This is a genomic window from Ferribacterium limneticum, from assembly GCF_020510585.1.
Lineage (GTDB): Bacteria > Pseudomonadota > Gammaproteobacteria > Burkholderiales > Rhodocyclaceae > Azonexus.
The window spans coordinates 1317899-1333788 of the sequence record NZ_CP075190.1 but is presented as its reverse complement, the minus strand read 5'-3'; the positions used below and the strand labels follow the sequence as shown (position 1 = coordinate 1333788).

Below are 15890 nucleotides of genomic sequence, written 5' to 3'. Positions count from 1 at the left end.
TCATTCCCGGCGGCCCGTTGCGGGCCTGACGAAAACGCCCGCGTGCGCATCGAAACCATCCGCCAAGCCCTGTTTGCAACGGGCGCCAAGGATTGCCACGTCGACCGCGTCATGCGCGCCTGGGCGCAGGGCAAACCGCTCGATGCCGGGCCGCGCAACCACCCGCCGGAAAGCTACCTGCCGCTGGCCCTGCGCAATGCGCTGCCCGGCTTGCACGATGAACTCTCGGCGCTGGCTCGCGTCCGCTCCGAGCACCCGGGCGAGGATGGCTCGTCGCGTCTGCTCGTCGAACTGGCCGATGGCCAGACCGTCGAAAGCGTGCTGCTGCCGCGTGATGGCCTGTGCATCTCGACGCAGATCGGCTGCGCCGTCGGCTGTACTTTTTGCATGACCGGCCGCGACGGCCTGCTGCGCCAGGTGAGCAGCGGCGAGATGGTCGCCCAGGTCATCCTCGGCCGCGCCCGGCGCAAAGTGACGCGCGTTGTTTTCATGGGTATGGGCGAGCCGTCGCACAACATCGACAACGTGCTCGAAGCCATCGATCTGCTCGGCACGGCCGGCGGCATCGGGCACAAGAATCTGGTGTTCTCGACGGTTGGCGATTTGCGCGTTTTCGAGCGGCTGCCGCAGGAAACCGTCAAGCCGGCGCTGGCCATTTCTCTGCATTCGACCCGCGCGAAACTGCGCGCCGAGTTGCTGCCCAAGGCGTCGCGCATCGACCCGGCCGAACTGGTCGAACTGGCCGAGCATTACGCCCGGACGACGAGCTATCCGATCCAGTACCAATGGACGCTGATCGACGGCATCAACGACAGCTTCGCGGAAATGGACGGCATCGTCCGCCTGCTCACCGGCAAGTACGCGATCATGAACCTGATCCCCTACAACGCGACGGCGGCGCTTGCCTACCGGCGGCCATCGGTCGAGCGAATCACCGAACTGACCCGCTATCTGCACGCCCAGGGCATCCGGACGACGGTGCGCAACTCGGCCGGGCAGGATGTCGATGGTGGCTGCGGCCAGTTGCGGGCCCGCGAAAGCGCTCGTCCGTTGCTACGGTCAACCGGAAAAATTGGCCAAAAACGAAATGATCCGGGCCCCGGCTCAGCCGGCTGAACCTTCCAGAACGACGCAGTTCTTGCCGCGTTCCTTGGCCTGGTAGCTCGCCTCGTCAGCCCGCCGGATCAAGGAGCTCGCAGTATCGGTCGGCACGTGCCGGGAAACGCCGATGCTGATGGTGCAGCAGATTTTTTCACCATTCGACGCCAGCGTTTCTTGCGCGGCAAACATGCTGCGCAGACGTTCGGCCAGCGCCATGGCGGCCGATGAGTCGGTTTCCGGCAGCAGCACGACAAATTCTTCGCCACCGTAGCGGTAGGCGCTGTCCGAACGGCGCAGGCAGTGCCGGATCACCTCCGCCAGGTTTTGCAATACCTTGTCGCCTTCAAGGTGGCCATAGCAGTCGTTGATGCTCTTGAAATTGTCGCAGTCGAGAACCAGCAGCGACAGTGGCCGGCCATAGCGTGTCGTCCGCTCGAGCTCGCCGGGCAGGCGCTCGCGCAGGTAACGGGAGTTGAACAGTCCGGTCAACGAATCGGTCTGGCTCAGGCAGCGGTAGCGCTCCTCGCTTTCGCGTAGCGCTTCCTCGGCCCGGCGGCGTTCGCTGACATCCTGCAGCGTTTCGACGGCACCGACAACGTCGCCGTTGGCGTCCCGCAAAGGCGCTGCGGTGAAGAACAGCCAGCGCCCGCTAGAGCCGAAATGCGGGAAGAAGTCCTCGGCCTCGTAGCCCCCGAGGATCAGCGCGGAGGGCCGGAAGCGACCGTGGTAGAGCCGGTCGACAGCAATTTCGCTGGCATCATCGAGGACCAGATCGGCCATGATCGGTCGTTCGGAAGGATAGAAAGCTTTCCACTGACCGCGGGTGCCGATGACATCGCGCGCCAGCGTCCCGGTCATCGCCTCGCAGGCGCGGTTCCAGTGCGTGACGCGGTGCCCGGCATCGATGACCAGCATGGCCACCGATGAACCATCGACGATCTGCGCCAGGTAAGCCTCGCTATCGCGCAATGCCGCCTCGGCCCGGCGTCGTTCGGTGACATCCTGCAGGGTTTCGATGGCCCCGATGATGTCGCCCGCCGCATTGCGAATGGGCGCGGCGGAGAAGGACAGCCAGCGACCACCTTCGCCGCAAGCGGTGAAAAAATCCTCCGCTTCATAGACAGCATCCTCGGCCACCACACGCCGGAATTTACCGGGGTAATACTGTTCGAGCACCGTATCGCTGGCGAGGTCTACCACGAGATCAGCGAGAATCGGCCGCGGCGCGTCGTAGAAGGCCCGCCACGGCTCGGCGCAGCCGATCATCTGCGTCGCCGACACTCCAGTCAGGGCCGCACAGGCCGGATTCCAGTGGGTCACCCGATGCTGCGCGTCGATGATGACCGTTGCCACCGGATTGACTTCCAGCCACTGGGTCAGCACATTGAGGCTGCCATCTGTTGTAAGCGGCATCGGGTCTGACCTCCCTGTCAGGTAGAATTGTTTGTGACAATATGGCGCATCCCGCCGCGCCTGACAATCCACACACTCCCCCCGCCGTGAAAAAAGCCAATATCGAGCAGTTCTACTCCCGCCTGCGCGACGCCAATCCGGCGCCGACCACCGAACTGCACTACGCGACGCCCTTCCAGTTGCTGATCGCCGTCATCCTCTCAGCGCAGGCCACTGACGTCGGCGTCAACAAGGCGACGGCCCGGCTCTACCCGGTGGCGCCAACCCCGTCCGCCATGCTGGCGCTCGGCGAAGAGGGCCTGACCGACTACATCAAGACCATCGGCCTGTACCGGACCAAGGCCAAAAACGTCATCGCCACCTGCCGCATGCTGCTCGAACTGCACGACGGCGAAGTGCCGGACGACCGGGCGGCGCTCGAAGCCCTGCCCGGCGTCGGCCGCAAGACGGCCAATGTCGTGCTCAATACGGCGTTCGGTCAGCCGACCATTGCCGTCGACACGCACATCTTTCGCCTCGGCAACCGCACCGGGCTGGCCCCCGGCAAGACGGTCGAGGAAGTCGAAAAGAAGCTGCTCAAGGTGACGCCCGACGAATTCAAGAAGGACGCCCACCACTGGCTGATCCTGCACGGCCGCTACGTCTGCAAGGCGCGCAAGCCGGACTGCGGCCGCTGCATCGTGCTCGACCTGTGCAGCTACCGCAGCAAGAGCGTATGAAAGTCGCCACCGCCCTCGTTGCCGGCCAGCGGCCGGAAGCGGAGCTGGCCCAGGCCGCCGTCGAGGCGGCACTGGCGGCTGCCGGGCTGGCGCGCGCCGATAACGTCATCCTTCTTCTGACCCATGATTTCTGCCGCCATGCGCAGCCTGCTGTACTCGCTGCGGCGCGTGCCGCCGGCTGCCTTTCGGTCAGTGGCAGCACGGCCAGCGGGCTATTCACCGAGCGCGGCTGGCAACTTGACCAGCCGGCGGCGGCGGCCCTCGTTTATTCAGCGCAGACCAGCGACGTCCCGGCCGAATCGCCGCTGCTCTCGTTCAGCGGCCATGGCCGCTTGCCCTTCGATTGGCAGGACGGCACCGAGCGGATCGGGATGCTCGACACCGATGCCGCCACCTGGTCGCATGGTCGCACGGCGGAAAATGGCTGCGCCGAGTTTCACCTGCCCGGCGTCAATGCCCGCCTGGTCCGCTCGTCCGGCCTGCGCCTGCTTGGCGAGCCGCTGCCCGTCGAGCAATGCGCCGGCTATGAGTTGCGCCGGGTCGGCGGCCACAGCGCCGTCGACAGCCTGCGTCGCGCCCTGCCCGCCGAATTGCGCGAACGCCCGCCCCTGCACCACATCGTTGCACTGCGCCAGCCCGATGCGCCGGGCATCGCCCTCCTCTCGGCCAACGCCGATGGCTCGCTGACCCTGGCCGAAAGCCTGTCCGATGGCGAGACGATCATCTGGGCCATCCGCCAGCCGCTCGCCGCCGAGCAGGAAATGCGCGAAGCGCTGACTGCCACGGTCAACCCGAAAAAACGGCCAAATTTCGCCCTGATGTTTTCCTGCATCGGCCGCGGCCCGCTGTTTTACGGCAACGACGACCGCGACCTCGTCGCCTTCCGCGACACCTTTCCCGACACGCCACTGCTCGGCGCCTACGGCACCGGGCAAATCGCGCCGCTGGCCGGCCACAACCGCCTGTTCCACAACACTGCACTCACCTTATTGTTCGAAAGCGCTCATGTTTAATCCCTCCCGCGAGCAGGTCCGCCTCTTCTTTTGCGATGCCTGGAAAAAACACGTCGACCGCCTGCCGCTAGTAGGCGCCGAAGTCACCGCCGCCGACATCGCCGCCCGCCACCCGGAATACCACCCGCTGCTCAACGATCCGAAGGCTGCTATCGACAAGGAATGGACGCCGGAAGGCGGGGCCATGAACCCCTTCCTCCACCTCTCGCTGCACCTCGCCATCCACGAACAGGTCAGCATCGACCAGCCGCCTGGCATCCGCATGGCTTTTGAGCAACTGCGCGCCCGCATGGACCCGCACGACGCCGAGCACGTGCTGCTCGACTGCCTGGGCGAAACGATCTGGCGCGCCCAGAGCCAGGGCCAGCCGATGGATGCGATGGCCTACGTCGATGCCGTGAAGCGCAAGGCTAGCCTGATTTAGGGGTTGAATCGGCCGCGAAACCGCACTTCCACGGTCAACCGGAAATAAAGGCCAAAATCGAAATTTTGGCCTAGCTATCGTCCGACGGCGGCGCGACCTTGATGACTTCTTCGAGCGATGTCGCGCCCTGCGCCACCTTGAGCGCGCCGGAAATGCGCAGCGGGCGCATGCCTTCGCGGAAGGCCTGTTCGCGCAACTTGGGAATCTCAGTGAGCGGTTTGATCATGCGGCGAATTTCCGGGGAGTTCACCAGGATTTCATAGACGCCGACCCGGCCGGAATAGCCGGTCATCCGGCATTCCAGGCAACCAACCGGCTGCCAGATCTGGGTCGGCTCGGCCGATTTCCACGGGGCGACCAGCGAACGCCAGGCGGCGCGCTGCTCTTCGCGCGGCGCCACGGCTTTCTTGCAATGCGGGCACAGGGTGCGGACCAGACGCTGGGCCATGACGCCGAGCAGCGTCGAGTTGATCAGATAGGCCGGCACGCCGAGGTCGAGCAGACGGGTGATGGCCGAAGGCGCGTCGTTGGTGTGCAGCGTGGACAGCACGAGGTGACCGGTCAGCGCCGCCTGGATGGCCATTTCGGCCGTTTCCAGATCGCGTATTTCACCGATCATGACGATGTCCGGGTCCTGCCGCATGAGGGCGCGCACGCCGTCGGAAAAGCCGAGCTCGATGGCCGGGCTGACCTGCATCTGGTTAAACGAAGCCTCGACCATTTCGATCGGGTCTTCGATGGTGCACACGTTCACTTCCGGCGTCGCCAGCTGTTTCAGCGTGGTGTACAGCGTCGTCGTCTTGCCCGAGCCGGTCGGGCCGGTGACCAGGATGATGCCGTTCGGCGTAGCAGTCATCTGCTTCCAGCGCGCCTGGTCTTCGTCCGAGAAGCCCAGCGAACGGAAATCGCGAACCAGCACTTCGGGGTCGAAAATTCGCATGACGAGCTTTTCGCCGAAGGCCGTCGGCAGCGTCGACAAGCGCAGCTCGACCTCCTGCCCGGCCGGCGTCCGCGTCTTGATCCGGCCATCCTGCGGCCGGCGTTTTTCGATGACGTCCATGCGCCCGAGCAGCTTGATGCGGCTGGTCATCGCGTTCATGACGGCCATCGGAATCTGGTAAACCTGATGCAGTACGCCGTCGATCCGGAAGCGGACGATGCCCAGAGTGCGCCGCGGCTCGATGTGGATGTCGGAAGCACGCTGGTCGAAGGCGTACTGCCACAGCCAATCCACAATATGGACGATGTGCTGGTCGTTGGCGTCGAACTGCTTGTTGACCTTGCCGAGTTCGACCAGTTGCTCGAAGCTCGACAGGCCGGACGTCACATCGCCCCGGGCCGCTGCCTTCTTGACCGACTTGGCGAGATTGAAAAACTCGACGAGGTAACGGCTGATGTCCTCGGGATTGGCCATGACGCGGCGAATCTGCTTGCGCAGGATCTGCTGCAACTCCTCGACCCATTCGCGGACGAAGGGCTCGGCCGTCGCGATGACGATCTCGCGCGTCGTCACCTGTACCGGCAGAATGCCGAAACGCGCCGCGTAGGCGCTCGACATGACCTCGGCGACACCGGTGAAATCGATCTTGAGCGGGTCGATATGCTGGTAGTCGAGGCCGACCCGGCCAGCCAGCCATTCGGTCAGCACTTCCAGCGTGAGCAGGCGGGTGGGCGGACCGGCCTGTCGCCATTTCTGATCGGCGATGACAACCAGGGGATGCGTCTTGCCGCCATGCAGGCGACGCTCGCTCTTGAGCATATCAGCCGCCTCCTGGCTGACCAGCCCATCCTCCACCATCCAGTCGAGCACTTCGGTCAGTGCCAGGCGGTGTTCGCCGATATTCTTGTCACTCATGCGCGGCAATATAGCACGCAGCAGGTAACGATTTGTAACCAGAAAGCACTCTGTTTGCAGACCTTTACAACTTGCCGGGAACATTCCATTTCATGCACCTAGAATGAAGCTGTACCCCACTCGCAAGGAGCGAAAAATGAAAACCCGCCTGATGATGATCGCCAGCGCCCTGCTGGCTTCCCTGATCTGCCTGCCGGCCAGCGCCCAGCCTGCTCAAGGCCCGGGAGGAATGGGCGGCGGCATGAACGGCATGGGCCCCGGCGGCGGCGCCGGGATGATGCAAGGCGGCGGCCCGCGCGCCCGCGCCCCGCGTGACTGCAGCCAGGCCCCGAACCCCGCCGCCTGCACCGCCCACCGCGAAGCCCGCACCCAGGCTCGGGAAGCCTGCAAGAACACCGCCGGCCCGCAACGCCGACAATGCATGCAGGAACAGCGGCAAAACTTCGACTGCACCAAGGCCGGCAACCCGCAACAATGCGAAGCGCGCAAGATGGCCTACAAGGAATGCCAGGGCCAGACCGGCCCCGCCCGCCGCCAGTGCATGCAACAGAAAATGCCGCCGGTCGACTGCAGCAAAGCCCCAAATCAGGCCCGCTGCGAGCAACACCAAAAAGCCCGCGCCGCCTGCCAGGACAAAATCGGCCCGGAACACAAAGCCTGCCTGCGTGAGCAGTTCGGCGTGAAATAAAGCGACGAAATGCCGGGCAACCGGCATTTCATTTTTGGACAATTTTTCCGGTTGACCGTGGGATTGGACAATCAACGGGATAGCAGCCCAACAAAAAGGAACCTCTCGGGTTCCTTTTTGTTGGGGGTAATTAGAAGCGATGGTTGGTCTGGTGGGAGCCCATTCCAGGCGGTGAAGCAATCTGGGGATAAACGGCTATCGAAGTTGAGCAGGCGCCCAGAAGGATATCTCACAGGCAGATGTTGGGCCATAACGGGCCACTGTGTAAAAACCGCCAGAGCGACAACTTTGCTTTCCATTGCCGTCTCGGTGCGTCGGGCGAAAAATAAAACCAGTCGAAGTAGAAAGGCCACTTACCGCAATATGGTTATCAAGCCTTGCTCTAAAGCCATAAATACCGAGGCGAGTGCGAAAGCTTGGCAAAGTTCGCCGCCATGGAGTGCCTGCCAGACCTCTTTGGGAAGCAAAAATTGAACGGTTGCGCCTTCCTCTGGCTCCACACCCAATTGTTGTGACGGATTGCGGCAGAAAAACGAGTGTACGAAATTGTTTTGGAGTCCCGCATTTGCTAAATAACTGCCAAGTGGAAACCACTCACCTCCAACAAACCCCGTTTCCTCCAACAACTCCTCTTGCGCCGCCTGCAGAGGGGTTACTCCACATCCGACAATGCCACCTGGCAGTTCCAATGTTTCTCTGCCTAAGGAATAGCGAAACTGGCGGACTAGGACAAAGTGCCCGGAAGGTAACGTAGCCAGCACATTCACCCAATCTGGGCACTTTAATACATTGAAACGATCCAGGGCGCCGTTTTCCTTAACTGCATCGAACGATGTGACGCTATACGCCCCAAAGTCCCATTCCGCGACAACCTTGTCTGAAGTTGATTCCTGATCCATTGCAGATCCTGAGCTGTTAGTCGAAAAGATACCGGGTGTGTGTAATCAAAATAACTATTGAGGTAATTTCCACCTTTTTCTGGAGTGCACCTCAGCTTAATATTTTTTAATAGAATTAAAGAAGAGCGCGTTGCGACAATACAAATACTCTTAACGCCCGATTTTTTTGCAGAATATAGTAGTTGAAGTCCTTGACAGAAGAAATTGGAAATATTTTGTATGCCAGGGATAGCGACGTCAGATATTTCAATCTCTCTTCGATTCCAGCGTTCTAATTCATACATTGCGAAAGGGTATTTGGCGCGGGCCTCGTCAACTTTTAGTCCGGATAATTCCCCAAGATCTATTGGTATTAATAGAGGAGATTCGTACATCTTAGGCTTATGTAATTTTTTCTCTATTAATATAGCTGTTTGCCTAGTCTGCACGGTCGGGGCAAATACAAGATGCTCGATCGGCGGGACTTGCCGACTAAGGTGTGCACCTACTCGTCTCGCTGCTAAGCAGCCTTTTACTGTAAGGCCATCACCGAATCCACCGATAATATCAATTAGATTCTTTTTGCTCTCTCCGTGACGAACTAGAATTACGCGCACAATTTTACAGCCTAGTTCAAAGAAATCTGGCGGGCTGGAGTCCCCGCAAAAGTGCCTGTCTCATTCAGATTTGTTATCACAGATGCACCAGCACCAATTACAACGTCCGGAGCGATATTTAAATTCTGGATAATACTTGCCCTCATGCCGATGTATGTCCCATCTCCGATACAAGTGGACGACCCAATCGAAGCGCCAGGGCAGATATTAGTAAAGGAGCCAACATTACTCATCGCTCCTATAAAACTATTAGCATTGGCTAGAACGCATTTTCCAAACGCTACTTGAGGACCTATTATCGCACCAGGAAAAATAACACTGCCACATCCAATAGATACGTCACCAAGAAAAATTGCTGCTGGGTCAATTATATTTACAAGGGAAGACTCAAGGCCCATCGAAAAAATATGCGAAAACAATCTTTGCCTATTTTTATTATTTCCAACTGCAATTATAAGTTTTCTGCCTTTTGTATTTTTTACAGAAAGGCTATTTGTTTTTCCCCAGAACAAAGAGGCAGAGCTTGGTGGAAGATTCTCAGGTGAGTCATCTACAAAACCTTCAACATTAAAAACCCCAGTTCTTTTCGCAATCTCAGCGACTGTTATGCCAAGGGTTGATCCTCCAATAATCAAAAGATTCATATTACTGGTATCAGAGCATTGGCAGCTAGTATTTTTGTTCCAATCAATAAATTGTGATTGAAGTTGAATTCAATGAGCATTGCAAAATCATTTTTTCCAACATACGAATCAATTTTCAACATTAATTTATCGTCGGCAGTTAGAGCTTTCACAGCACCCCAAGTGCCTCTACCACGCAGCCCAAATGCAACCAAATAAGATATCTTTCCATTGCCGTTCAACCCCGTTACTCTGATAACAAAACCATAATCTTTTAAAAGAGTACCATCTTGTGCCTCTTCACTTAAAAATTGATTATTTCCTTCTTGAAGACACTCTCTTGTTTCATCATAAAAAAATGGAATTCTGTATTTATTGGCAGCCAAAGCGAGAATCTCTCTGGTTACGTTATTATTTTTTGGCCCACCGATAGATATAATATGTTTACCTGAAAGCTTTGCCAAATCTGCATCAGGGTCTTGCACTAAATTAGTATCAATTTTTAGGCGCGACAAAGTACTCCGAAGTTCGGAAAAGGCTTGCACCTCGCTAAGGCTAACTTTTTGGGTTCCACTTTTTCGGTTGCTATCCTTTGTGGTCAAAACAACCGATGTTTCACGTGGGTTGCTAAGGAATGGCTTCCATAAATTTCTAGCGACAAAATTATGCCTAAGCTCTGTTAGTTGCGTCCATATGTAGCCAATCGCACCAAGAATAATGGTCACCGAGGATCCGGCAATAGCACCCCGCCAATCAGTTATTGAAAAATTAAACAAATCATCCATTGATTGATCTCTCAGCTATCAATAGCAAAATGGCGGTAACAGTTGGGGCATGTGTAATTTTCTGCGACTTTAGCGCATCAAATGCTTCTTCCAATTCAAGTAGAATTACTTCGTCCCTAAGCGTTAGAGGCTCTGGGGAATTCGTTCGTACAAGCTGTGTGCAATGGTTAGATACTGAAAAATCCATATCTAGTTTGAACAGTTTCTCCATAGCCTTCCCAGCAATGCCTGTCTCCTCCCAAAGTTCCCGAACAGCAGCTTCTTCAGGGGACTCACCTAATTCCACTCGTCCACCGGGGAGCTCAAGCGTATAAACCCCATGGAATGGGCGCCACTGCTTCACCAAGATCAGCGTGTTTGGCCTTGCGATGAATGTGTGTACGGCACATGCGGAATCAGGGAAGAGGTAGAGCGTTTCCTTTTCTACACGTACTGTCCGTTCTGGACGATCCGATGTCATAAACACTCCAAGGGTAGTAATCAAGTCATTCTACCTAAGCATTTCATCCAGGCTTGTTCAATGTTTTATGCATATATTGGGTTGCCGCGCGAAGAAAGTTACAGTAATAGTGCCTGGAACGGACGCTAAAGACAGACAAAGTAAAACTAAGGCCGATCAGATTCCGGGCAACCGGCATTTCATTTTTGGGCAAAAATTCCGGTTGACCGTGGGATTGCAAAAATCAGCATGACGCTCGATCAACCGTCGCTTTTACGGTCACTTTCCGTCGTGGAAAGCGACAGCACTCTGATCAAGGGCTGATCAACGCCTGCTCGGCAAGGATCGGCTCTGCCGTCCGAAAGGCATCGGCAGCCAGCGGCACGCCGCAATAGACGGTAGCGTGGAGAAGAACTTCCTGAATTTCCGCGGCGGATGCGCCGTTGTTGAGCGCCCCCCGGACATGCCCGCGCAATTCGTGTTGCCGCCCCAAGGCGGTCAGCATGGCTATCGTGATCAGGCTACGCGTTTTCAGATCAATGCCGCCGCGGCACCAGACGGAACCCCAGGCGTTGGCGGTAATGAAATCCTGCAAGGGTCGGGTGAATTCCGTGGCATTGGCAAAAGCCTTGTCGACGAACTCGTCGCCCATGACCTGTCGGCGCACTTCAAGCCCTTCGATATAGGCATCAGTCATCGATCTTTCTCCTTGAGTTGGCAGTTGGCGAGCGCCATCTTGCCGAGTCGCCGCGCAGCGCCACAATGGCGCGCCGGTACTCGGCCCGGGTCAGTTTCCCGAGCAAATGGCGGCACTCAATATCCCACAGCTTGCCGACCAGATCTATCGTTTCACGCGAATTGCCGAGCCACGACAGGCCACCGCCCGCCGTGGCAGCATCGGCCTTCATGAGACGGCAGCAAGCTCCGTGGCATGGCGCGCGCTGAGGCCCGGCGACACGGAGAAGCTGCAAGCTGTTTTTGCCCTGACCTCGGCCACCGAAATGCCGGGGTGCAGTTCGCTCAAGGTCAGGCCACCGCCCGCATTGACGGTGAATACGCAGAGGTCAGTGATGATCATGTCCACCACGCCCTTGCCGGTCAGCGGCAGGCTGCAATTGGGCAGAATCTTCGCCGCCCCGTCCTTTGCCGTGTGCTCCATCAGGACGATGACGCGCCCGACACCCGACACCAGGTCCATCGCCCCGCCCGGCCCCTTGACCATCTTGCCGGGCACCATCCAGTTGGCCAGGTCACCGTTCTCCGAGACTTCCAGACCGCCGAGGATGGACAGGTCAATGTGGCCGCCGCGAATCATCGCGAAGGAATCGGCGCTGGAAAAGAAACTGCTGCCGGGAATGCTGGTGATGGTCTGCTTACCGGCGTTGATCAGGTCGGCATCGACATCTTCGCTGCCTGGAAAGGGACCGATGCCGAGCAAGCCGTTTTCCGACTGCAGCGTGACGTGCATGCCCTCGGGAATGTAGTTGGCGACCAGCGTCGGGATGCCGATGCCGAGATTGACGTAATAGCCGCTGCGCAATTCCTGCGCGGCCCGCCGGGCCATCCGTTCGCGCAGCGGATCCTGCTTTCCCGGCGTCGCGCCGCCGGCCGTGGTGCGGAACTCGATACGCTTCTGATAGCCGGCGCCCTGAATGATGCGGTCCACGTAAATTCCCGGCGTGTGGATCTGGTCCGGATCGAGTTGGCCCGGCGCGACCAGTTCCTCAACTTCGGCCACCGTAACCCGGCCACAGGTGGCGATCATCGGGTTGAAATTGCGCGCCGTCTTGCGGAAAACCAGGTTGCCGGCATGGTCGCCCTTCCAGGCCTTGACGATGGCCACATCGGCCCGGATAGCCGGTTCCAGCACGTATTCCTGGTCGTCGAAATGGCGGGTTTCCTTGCCTTCGGCCAATCGAGTGCCAAAGGCAGTCCGCGTGTAGAAGCCCGGAATGCCAGCCCCGCCAGCGCGCAGACGCTCGGCCAGGGTACCCTGCGGCACCAGTTCGAGCTCCAGTTCGCCGGCCAGCACCTGGCGTTCGAACTCCTTGTTCTCGCCAACGTACGACGCGACGACCTTCTTGACCTGCCGCGTCTTGAGCAACGGCCCCATGCCGAAATCGTCGACGCCGGCATTGTTGCCGACGATGGTCAGATCCTTCGTGCCGGATTCCAGCAATGCCCCGATCAGGTTCTCGGGGATGCCGCACAGGCCGAAGCCGCCGGCCGCCAGGGTCATGCCGTCGAACAGCAGCCCGTCGAGCGCCGCCCCGGCGCTTGCATATTCCTTGCTCATTTCCTGCTTCTCCATTTCGCTTCGTATCGAAAGCTGCGCTCCGGGAAGGTGGGCGAGCCGGCCCGCCCGCCTTCCCGCTGTCTGCTTACCGGCCGCCGGTGGCGACTTCCTCGAGGTTGTTGAGAGCGACGTCGTTCTCCTTCACGCCCTTCGGATTCGACTTCATGTTGGACGACCAGTTGGTCGCATGACCGCGCTTGACGTCGATGATGTGACCGATCACCGGCATCACCGCCTTGTAGCCGTCGTCACCGACGTCAGGCCGGTTCTGGAAGACGAACATCTTCCAGAACTCGCCCTTGCGGTCGAGGGCGTAGCCCAGGTACGGGCGCGGGAAATCGACCTCGATGTAGGCCACCTTCTTGCTGTACGGGTGCTCCGCGGGCGGCGTGCCTTCGACCACGTACACCTCGCGCGGCTCCCAGCCGATGTCCTTGGCCGGATTGCAGTACGGCGCCTCGCTCATGTTGATGCGCGGGAAGCGCTTCTGCGGCTCGGACCACGGCTGCTTGGTGTCCACGCTCATTTCCGGGCTGTGGGCGATAGCCAATACCCAGCGCTTCTCGATCAGCTTGTTCTGAACGTACTTGGTCGGCGAAGCGTCCCAGATATCCCAATCGTCATAGAGCTGGTCGGTGCCGCCGATCGGATCCATCCAGGCGCCGCCGGACAGGCGCCGGATGCGCCGCACGGACTTCAGGTAGGCGTAGGCGTCGTCTGGCTTCTTCGAGTCGGCCTGGTTGTAGCGCTGGGAGAAGGTACCCAGGCCGCGGATGTCCTCCGGGTAGTGGGCGACGAAGTAGGTCTTCTGCGCCACCGTGCCGTCGCCAACCGAGACCGGGCCACCGTCCAGCCGCCCTTCCATGTAGTAGCGGCGCGACTGGAAGGCCTGCACCCGCTCGTAACCCTTCTTGGCATCGAGGAAGGCCCAGGCAATGTCACGCAGGTCCATGGTGGCGCCGTAGGTGGCGGCGCGCAGGTTCCAGATAACCTTGTCGCCGGCATGCGGGTCGTCCATCTTGATCGTCTCGGGCGGGAACGGCATGCCCGCCTTCCAGCCGCTGATGGTCCGGTCGGCCGGGTTGAACTGGACGTCCTTGGAGTACTTCTTGGTCGCCTCGACATACTTCGGGTCCATCTCGATTTTCTTCGAGTGGGCGAGCTTGATGGTCAGGTTGTAGTTCTTGATCATCCACTCGAGCTTCTCCGGCACCATGCTGGCGATGGTCTTGCTCTCGAAGGTATCGGTCTTGAGCTTGTCGTAGTTGTCCTTGGTGATCATCGTGCCTTCGCTCAGTTCCGCCGCCGCGGCACTGCCGCAACCCAGGGTCAGGCCGAGGCCGAAGGCCGCCAACAACGCCGGGCAGCGTCTGCCGAAGCGTTGTCCATCTGTCGATTGTTGCTTGTACATGGTTTGTCTCCTTGATTAGAACTGCCGGGTAATGCGAAATACCAGCTGGCTCGCCTTGTCGAAATAGCCGAACAACTGCGACGACTGATTGCTGAACTGCTGCTTGTTCGAATGGCTCGCCCAGAAAATGTCGGCCTCGGCCTTGGCCGTCCAGTGATCGTCGAGGACGAAGGAGACGCTGGGAATGGCAAAACCGCCGCCGTGGCTCAGGTCGATGCCGACGGCCAGCCCGGGGTTGATGGTGTCGTTCCGATAGTTGAGCGTGGTGAAGGCAGTCAGGATGGTGCTGTGCTCGGTCAGCCGCGTACCGTAGGCAAACAACCGGACCAGGTCGTCGCTCTTGTTGAAATCGACGATGTAGGTATCGAACAGCTGGATTGACGAGAACGACGGCCGCGAAGTGCCGAGCAGGTCTTCGAAGTGCAGGTTCTTGTCGGCCCGCAGCATGGTCGTCATGGTGTCCTTCAACTTGATGCCGCCCAGACCGAGGCCGACGTTGCCGGGCACGGTCGGCGCCGCCAGACTGCCGGTGCCGATGTTGTAGGGCTGGTCGCGGGTGTAGGCGAGCTCGGCGCTGAAGACGGTGTCGAGGGTGTCGCTGTAACCGCTGACGGTCGCCCCGGCCACCGATATCTTCGGGTGGATCAGGTCGAAGAACGCGCCGGTCGGCGCCTTCTGGTACGGCGCGAAGACCGAATTGGCCACCGGGTCGGCGGCGAAGGTGCGCAGCCAGGCCAGCGAGTAGTTCAGCCCGGCGAGTTCGCCCGACCAACGCACGCCGCCGGTCCAGTCGTCATAGTCGCCGGACGGATGATTGCAGTCCTTATCGGTGACGGCGGTCAGGTCATAGCCACGGTAGGGCTGGAAGAACCAGCGGCCGCCGCGGATGTCGTAGGTATTGCCGATGTCCTTGCAGCGGTCGAGGCCGGGGCGGACGAAACCGGCCAGCATGCCGTTGGCTTCGGGTACCCGGATCTTGGTCGACACCATAATTAGCGGCTTGCGCCACTCTTCGTTCTCGCCTTCAAAGAACAGCCGCCAGGAGAGGTCGTAGCCGTTGACCAGATCCATCGCGTGGAAGAAGTCGGACTCGCCCCAGACCAGCTGCTGCTTGCCGATCTTGACGGTGGCGCGCTCGCCGATCGGGAATTCGGCCCAGAATTCCCGCAGTTCCTCGGCGTTGTAATTGTCGAGGATGTTGCTGCTCTCGCCGTTGGCCGCCGTGCCGTTGGTCGCACGGAGGTCTTCGAGGTCATTCAGGTAGTTCGTCTTGTACTCGCGGTCGAAGCGTCCGATGGCCTTCCACTTGACCGGGCCGGTCTTGGCGTCGGCATTGAGCAGGAGCGAGCCGCGCACCATTGACAGCTTGTTGCGGCTCGACTTGCCGACCTGCTCGAGTTCAGGCTGGTTCTCCAGGTTCATCGATGCCCAGCCGCGGGCATAGCCGCCGAGGCGGAAGCTGAAATCCCCGCCGTCGCCGCTCGCCATGCCCTCATCGGCCAGGGCGGCGGCACTGCACAGCCCGAGACCGATGACAGCGGCACCGATCTTCGCCGGCGTCCGCGTCCTTTTTTTCAATTCCCTCATGTCCCATCTCCTTGGTAGTGGTACTGCTGGATAAAGCCCAC

Annotated in this window: 17 protein-coding genes; 5 read left to right on the top strand and 12 right to left on the bottom strand. The window is 59.4% G+C overall.

Translation table 11 applies throughout. The annotated features are described in order from the left end of the window. The first annotated feature begins 42 nt into the window (after positions 1-42). On the top strand, positions 43-1116 hold the full coding sequence (locus KI613_RS06390) for an RNA methyltransferase (protein ID WP_226404358.1): 1074 nt from the start codon (positions 43-45) through the stop codon (positions 1114-1116). On the opposite strand, the gene KI613_RS06385 is transcribed toward KI613_RS06390, so the two are convergent. Further along, positions 1105-2514 carry a sensor domain-containing diguanylate cyclase gene (locus KI613_RS06385; RefSeq protein ID WP_226404357.1) on the bottom strand — a complete coding sequence of 470 codons (1410 nt, stop codon included), beginning with the start codon at positions 2512-2514 and terminating at the stop codon, positions 1105-1107. The genes KI613_RS06390 and KI613_RS06385 overlap by 12 nt on opposite strands. 86 nt (positions 2515-2600) lie before the next feature. Here KI613_RS06385 and nth point away from each other — a divergent pair, with 86 nt between their 5' ends. The 3 genes from nth to KI613_RS06370 are packed head-to-tail and all read left to right on the top strand — an operon-like array spanning position 2601 to position 4670. Continuing rightward, a complete protein-coding gene (nth, locus tag KI613_RS06380; protein WP_226404356.1) occupies positions 2601-3233 on the top strand; it encodes an endonuclease III in 633 nt (210 codons plus the stop codon). Further along, on the top strand, positions 3230-4246 hold the full coding sequence (locus KI613_RS06375) for an FIST C-terminal domain-containing protein (protein WP_226404355.1): 1017 nt from the start codon (positions 3230-3232) through the stop codon (positions 4244-4246). Before nth ends, KI613_RS06375 begins: the two co-directional genes overlap by 4 nt. After that, positions 4239-4670 (top strand): DUF1841 family protein, encoded by a 432-nt coding sequence (locus KI613_RS06370; protein WP_226404354.1) that lies wholly within the window; start codon positions 4239-4241, stop codon positions 4668-4670. The genes KI613_RS06375 and KI613_RS06370 overlap by 8 nt, the downstream gene beginning before the upstream one ends. 70 nt (positions 4671-4740) lie before the next feature. On the opposite strand, the gene KI613_RS06365 is transcribed toward KI613_RS06370, so the two are convergent. Then, entirely contained in the window at positions 4741-6525 is a 1785-nt protein-coding gene (locus tag KI613_RS06365) for a GspE/PulE family protein (RefSeq protein ID WP_226404353.1), read from the bottom strand. A 136-nt stretch (positions 6526-6661) separates the two neighbouring features. Between KI613_RS06365 and KI613_RS06360 the strand changes: the two genes are divergently transcribed. Next, on the top strand, positions 6662-7213 hold the full coding sequence (locus KI613_RS06360; protein WP_226404352.1) for a hypothetical protein: 552 nt from the start codon (positions 6662-6664) through the stop codon (positions 7211-7213). Between the two features lie 353 nt (positions 7214-7566). Here the strand turns inward: KI613_RS06360 and KI613_RS06355 are convergent, their stop codons facing one another. From KI613_RS06355 to KI613_RS06305, 10 genes are all read right to left on the bottom strand, one after another. Next, positions 7567-8112, bottom strand: coding sequence for an NUDIX hydrolase (locus tag KI613_RS06355; RefSeq protein ID WP_226404351.1), 546 nt, complete (start codon positions 8110-8112; stop codon positions 7567-7569). Continuing rightward, entirely contained in the window at positions 7995-8708 is a 714-nt protein-coding gene (locus KI613_RS21370) for a histidine phosphatase family protein (RefSeq protein WP_226404350.1), read from the bottom strand. Before KI613_RS21370 ends, KI613_RS06355 begins: the two co-directional genes overlap by 118 nt. Before the next feature lie 11 nt (positions 8709-8719). Next, positions 8720-9352, bottom strand: coding sequence for a NeuD/PglB/VioB family sugar acetyltransferase (locus tag KI613_RS06345; protein WP_226404349.1), 633 nt, complete (start codon positions 9350-9352; stop codon positions 8720-8722). Then, the gene (locus tag KI613_RS06340) at positions 9349-10116 is read right to left on the bottom strand and encodes a hypothetical protein (RefSeq protein WP_226404348.1); all 768 of its coding nucleotides are present in this window, start codon (positions 10114-10116) and stop codon (positions 9349-9351) included. The genes KI613_RS06345 and KI613_RS06340 overlap by 4 nt, the downstream gene beginning before the upstream one ends. After that, positions 10109-10576 carry an NUDIX hydrolase gene (locus KI613_RS06335; RefSeq protein ID WP_226404347.1) on the bottom strand — a complete coding sequence of 156 codons (468 nt, stop codon included), beginning with the start codon at positions 10574-10576 and terminating at the stop codon, positions 10109-10111. The genes KI613_RS06340 and KI613_RS06335 overlap by 8 nt, the downstream gene beginning before the upstream one ends. 292 nt (positions 10577-10868) lie before the next feature. Then, the gene (pcaC, locus tag KI613_RS06330) at positions 10869-11252 is read right to left on the bottom strand and encodes a 4-carboxymuconolactone decarboxylase (protein ID WP_226404346.1); all 384 of its coding nucleotides are present in this window, start codon (positions 11250-11252) and stop codon (positions 10869-10871) included. Continuing rightward, positions 11245-11463, bottom strand: a complete 219-nt coding sequence (locus KI613_RS06325; RefSeq protein ID WP_226404344.1) for a hypothetical protein — start codon at positions 11461-11463, stop codon at positions 11245-11247. Before KI613_RS06325 ends, pcaC begins: the two co-directional genes overlap by 8 nt. Further along, positions 11460-12851: a 3-oxoacid CoA-transferase gene (locus KI613_RS21440; protein ID WP_455424130.1), complete on the bottom strand. Its 1392-nt coding sequence runs from the start codon at positions 12849-12851 to the stop codon at positions 11460-11462. The genes KI613_RS06325 and KI613_RS21440 overlap by 4 nt, the downstream gene beginning before the upstream one ends. 85 nt (positions 12852-12936) lie before the next feature. After that, positions 12937-14262 (bottom strand): DUF1329 domain-containing protein, encoded by a 1326-nt coding sequence (locus tag KI613_RS06310; protein ID WP_226404342.1) that lies wholly within the window; start codon positions 14260-14262, stop codon positions 12937-12939. 15 nt (positions 14263-14277) lie between these two features. After that, positions 14278-15849 carry a DUF1302 family protein gene (locus KI613_RS06305; RefSeq protein ID WP_226404340.1) on the bottom strand — a complete coding sequence of 524 codons (1572 nt, stop codon included), beginning with the start codon at positions 15847-15849 and terminating at the stop codon, positions 14278-14280. Positions 15850-15890 lie beyond the last annotated feature (41 nt).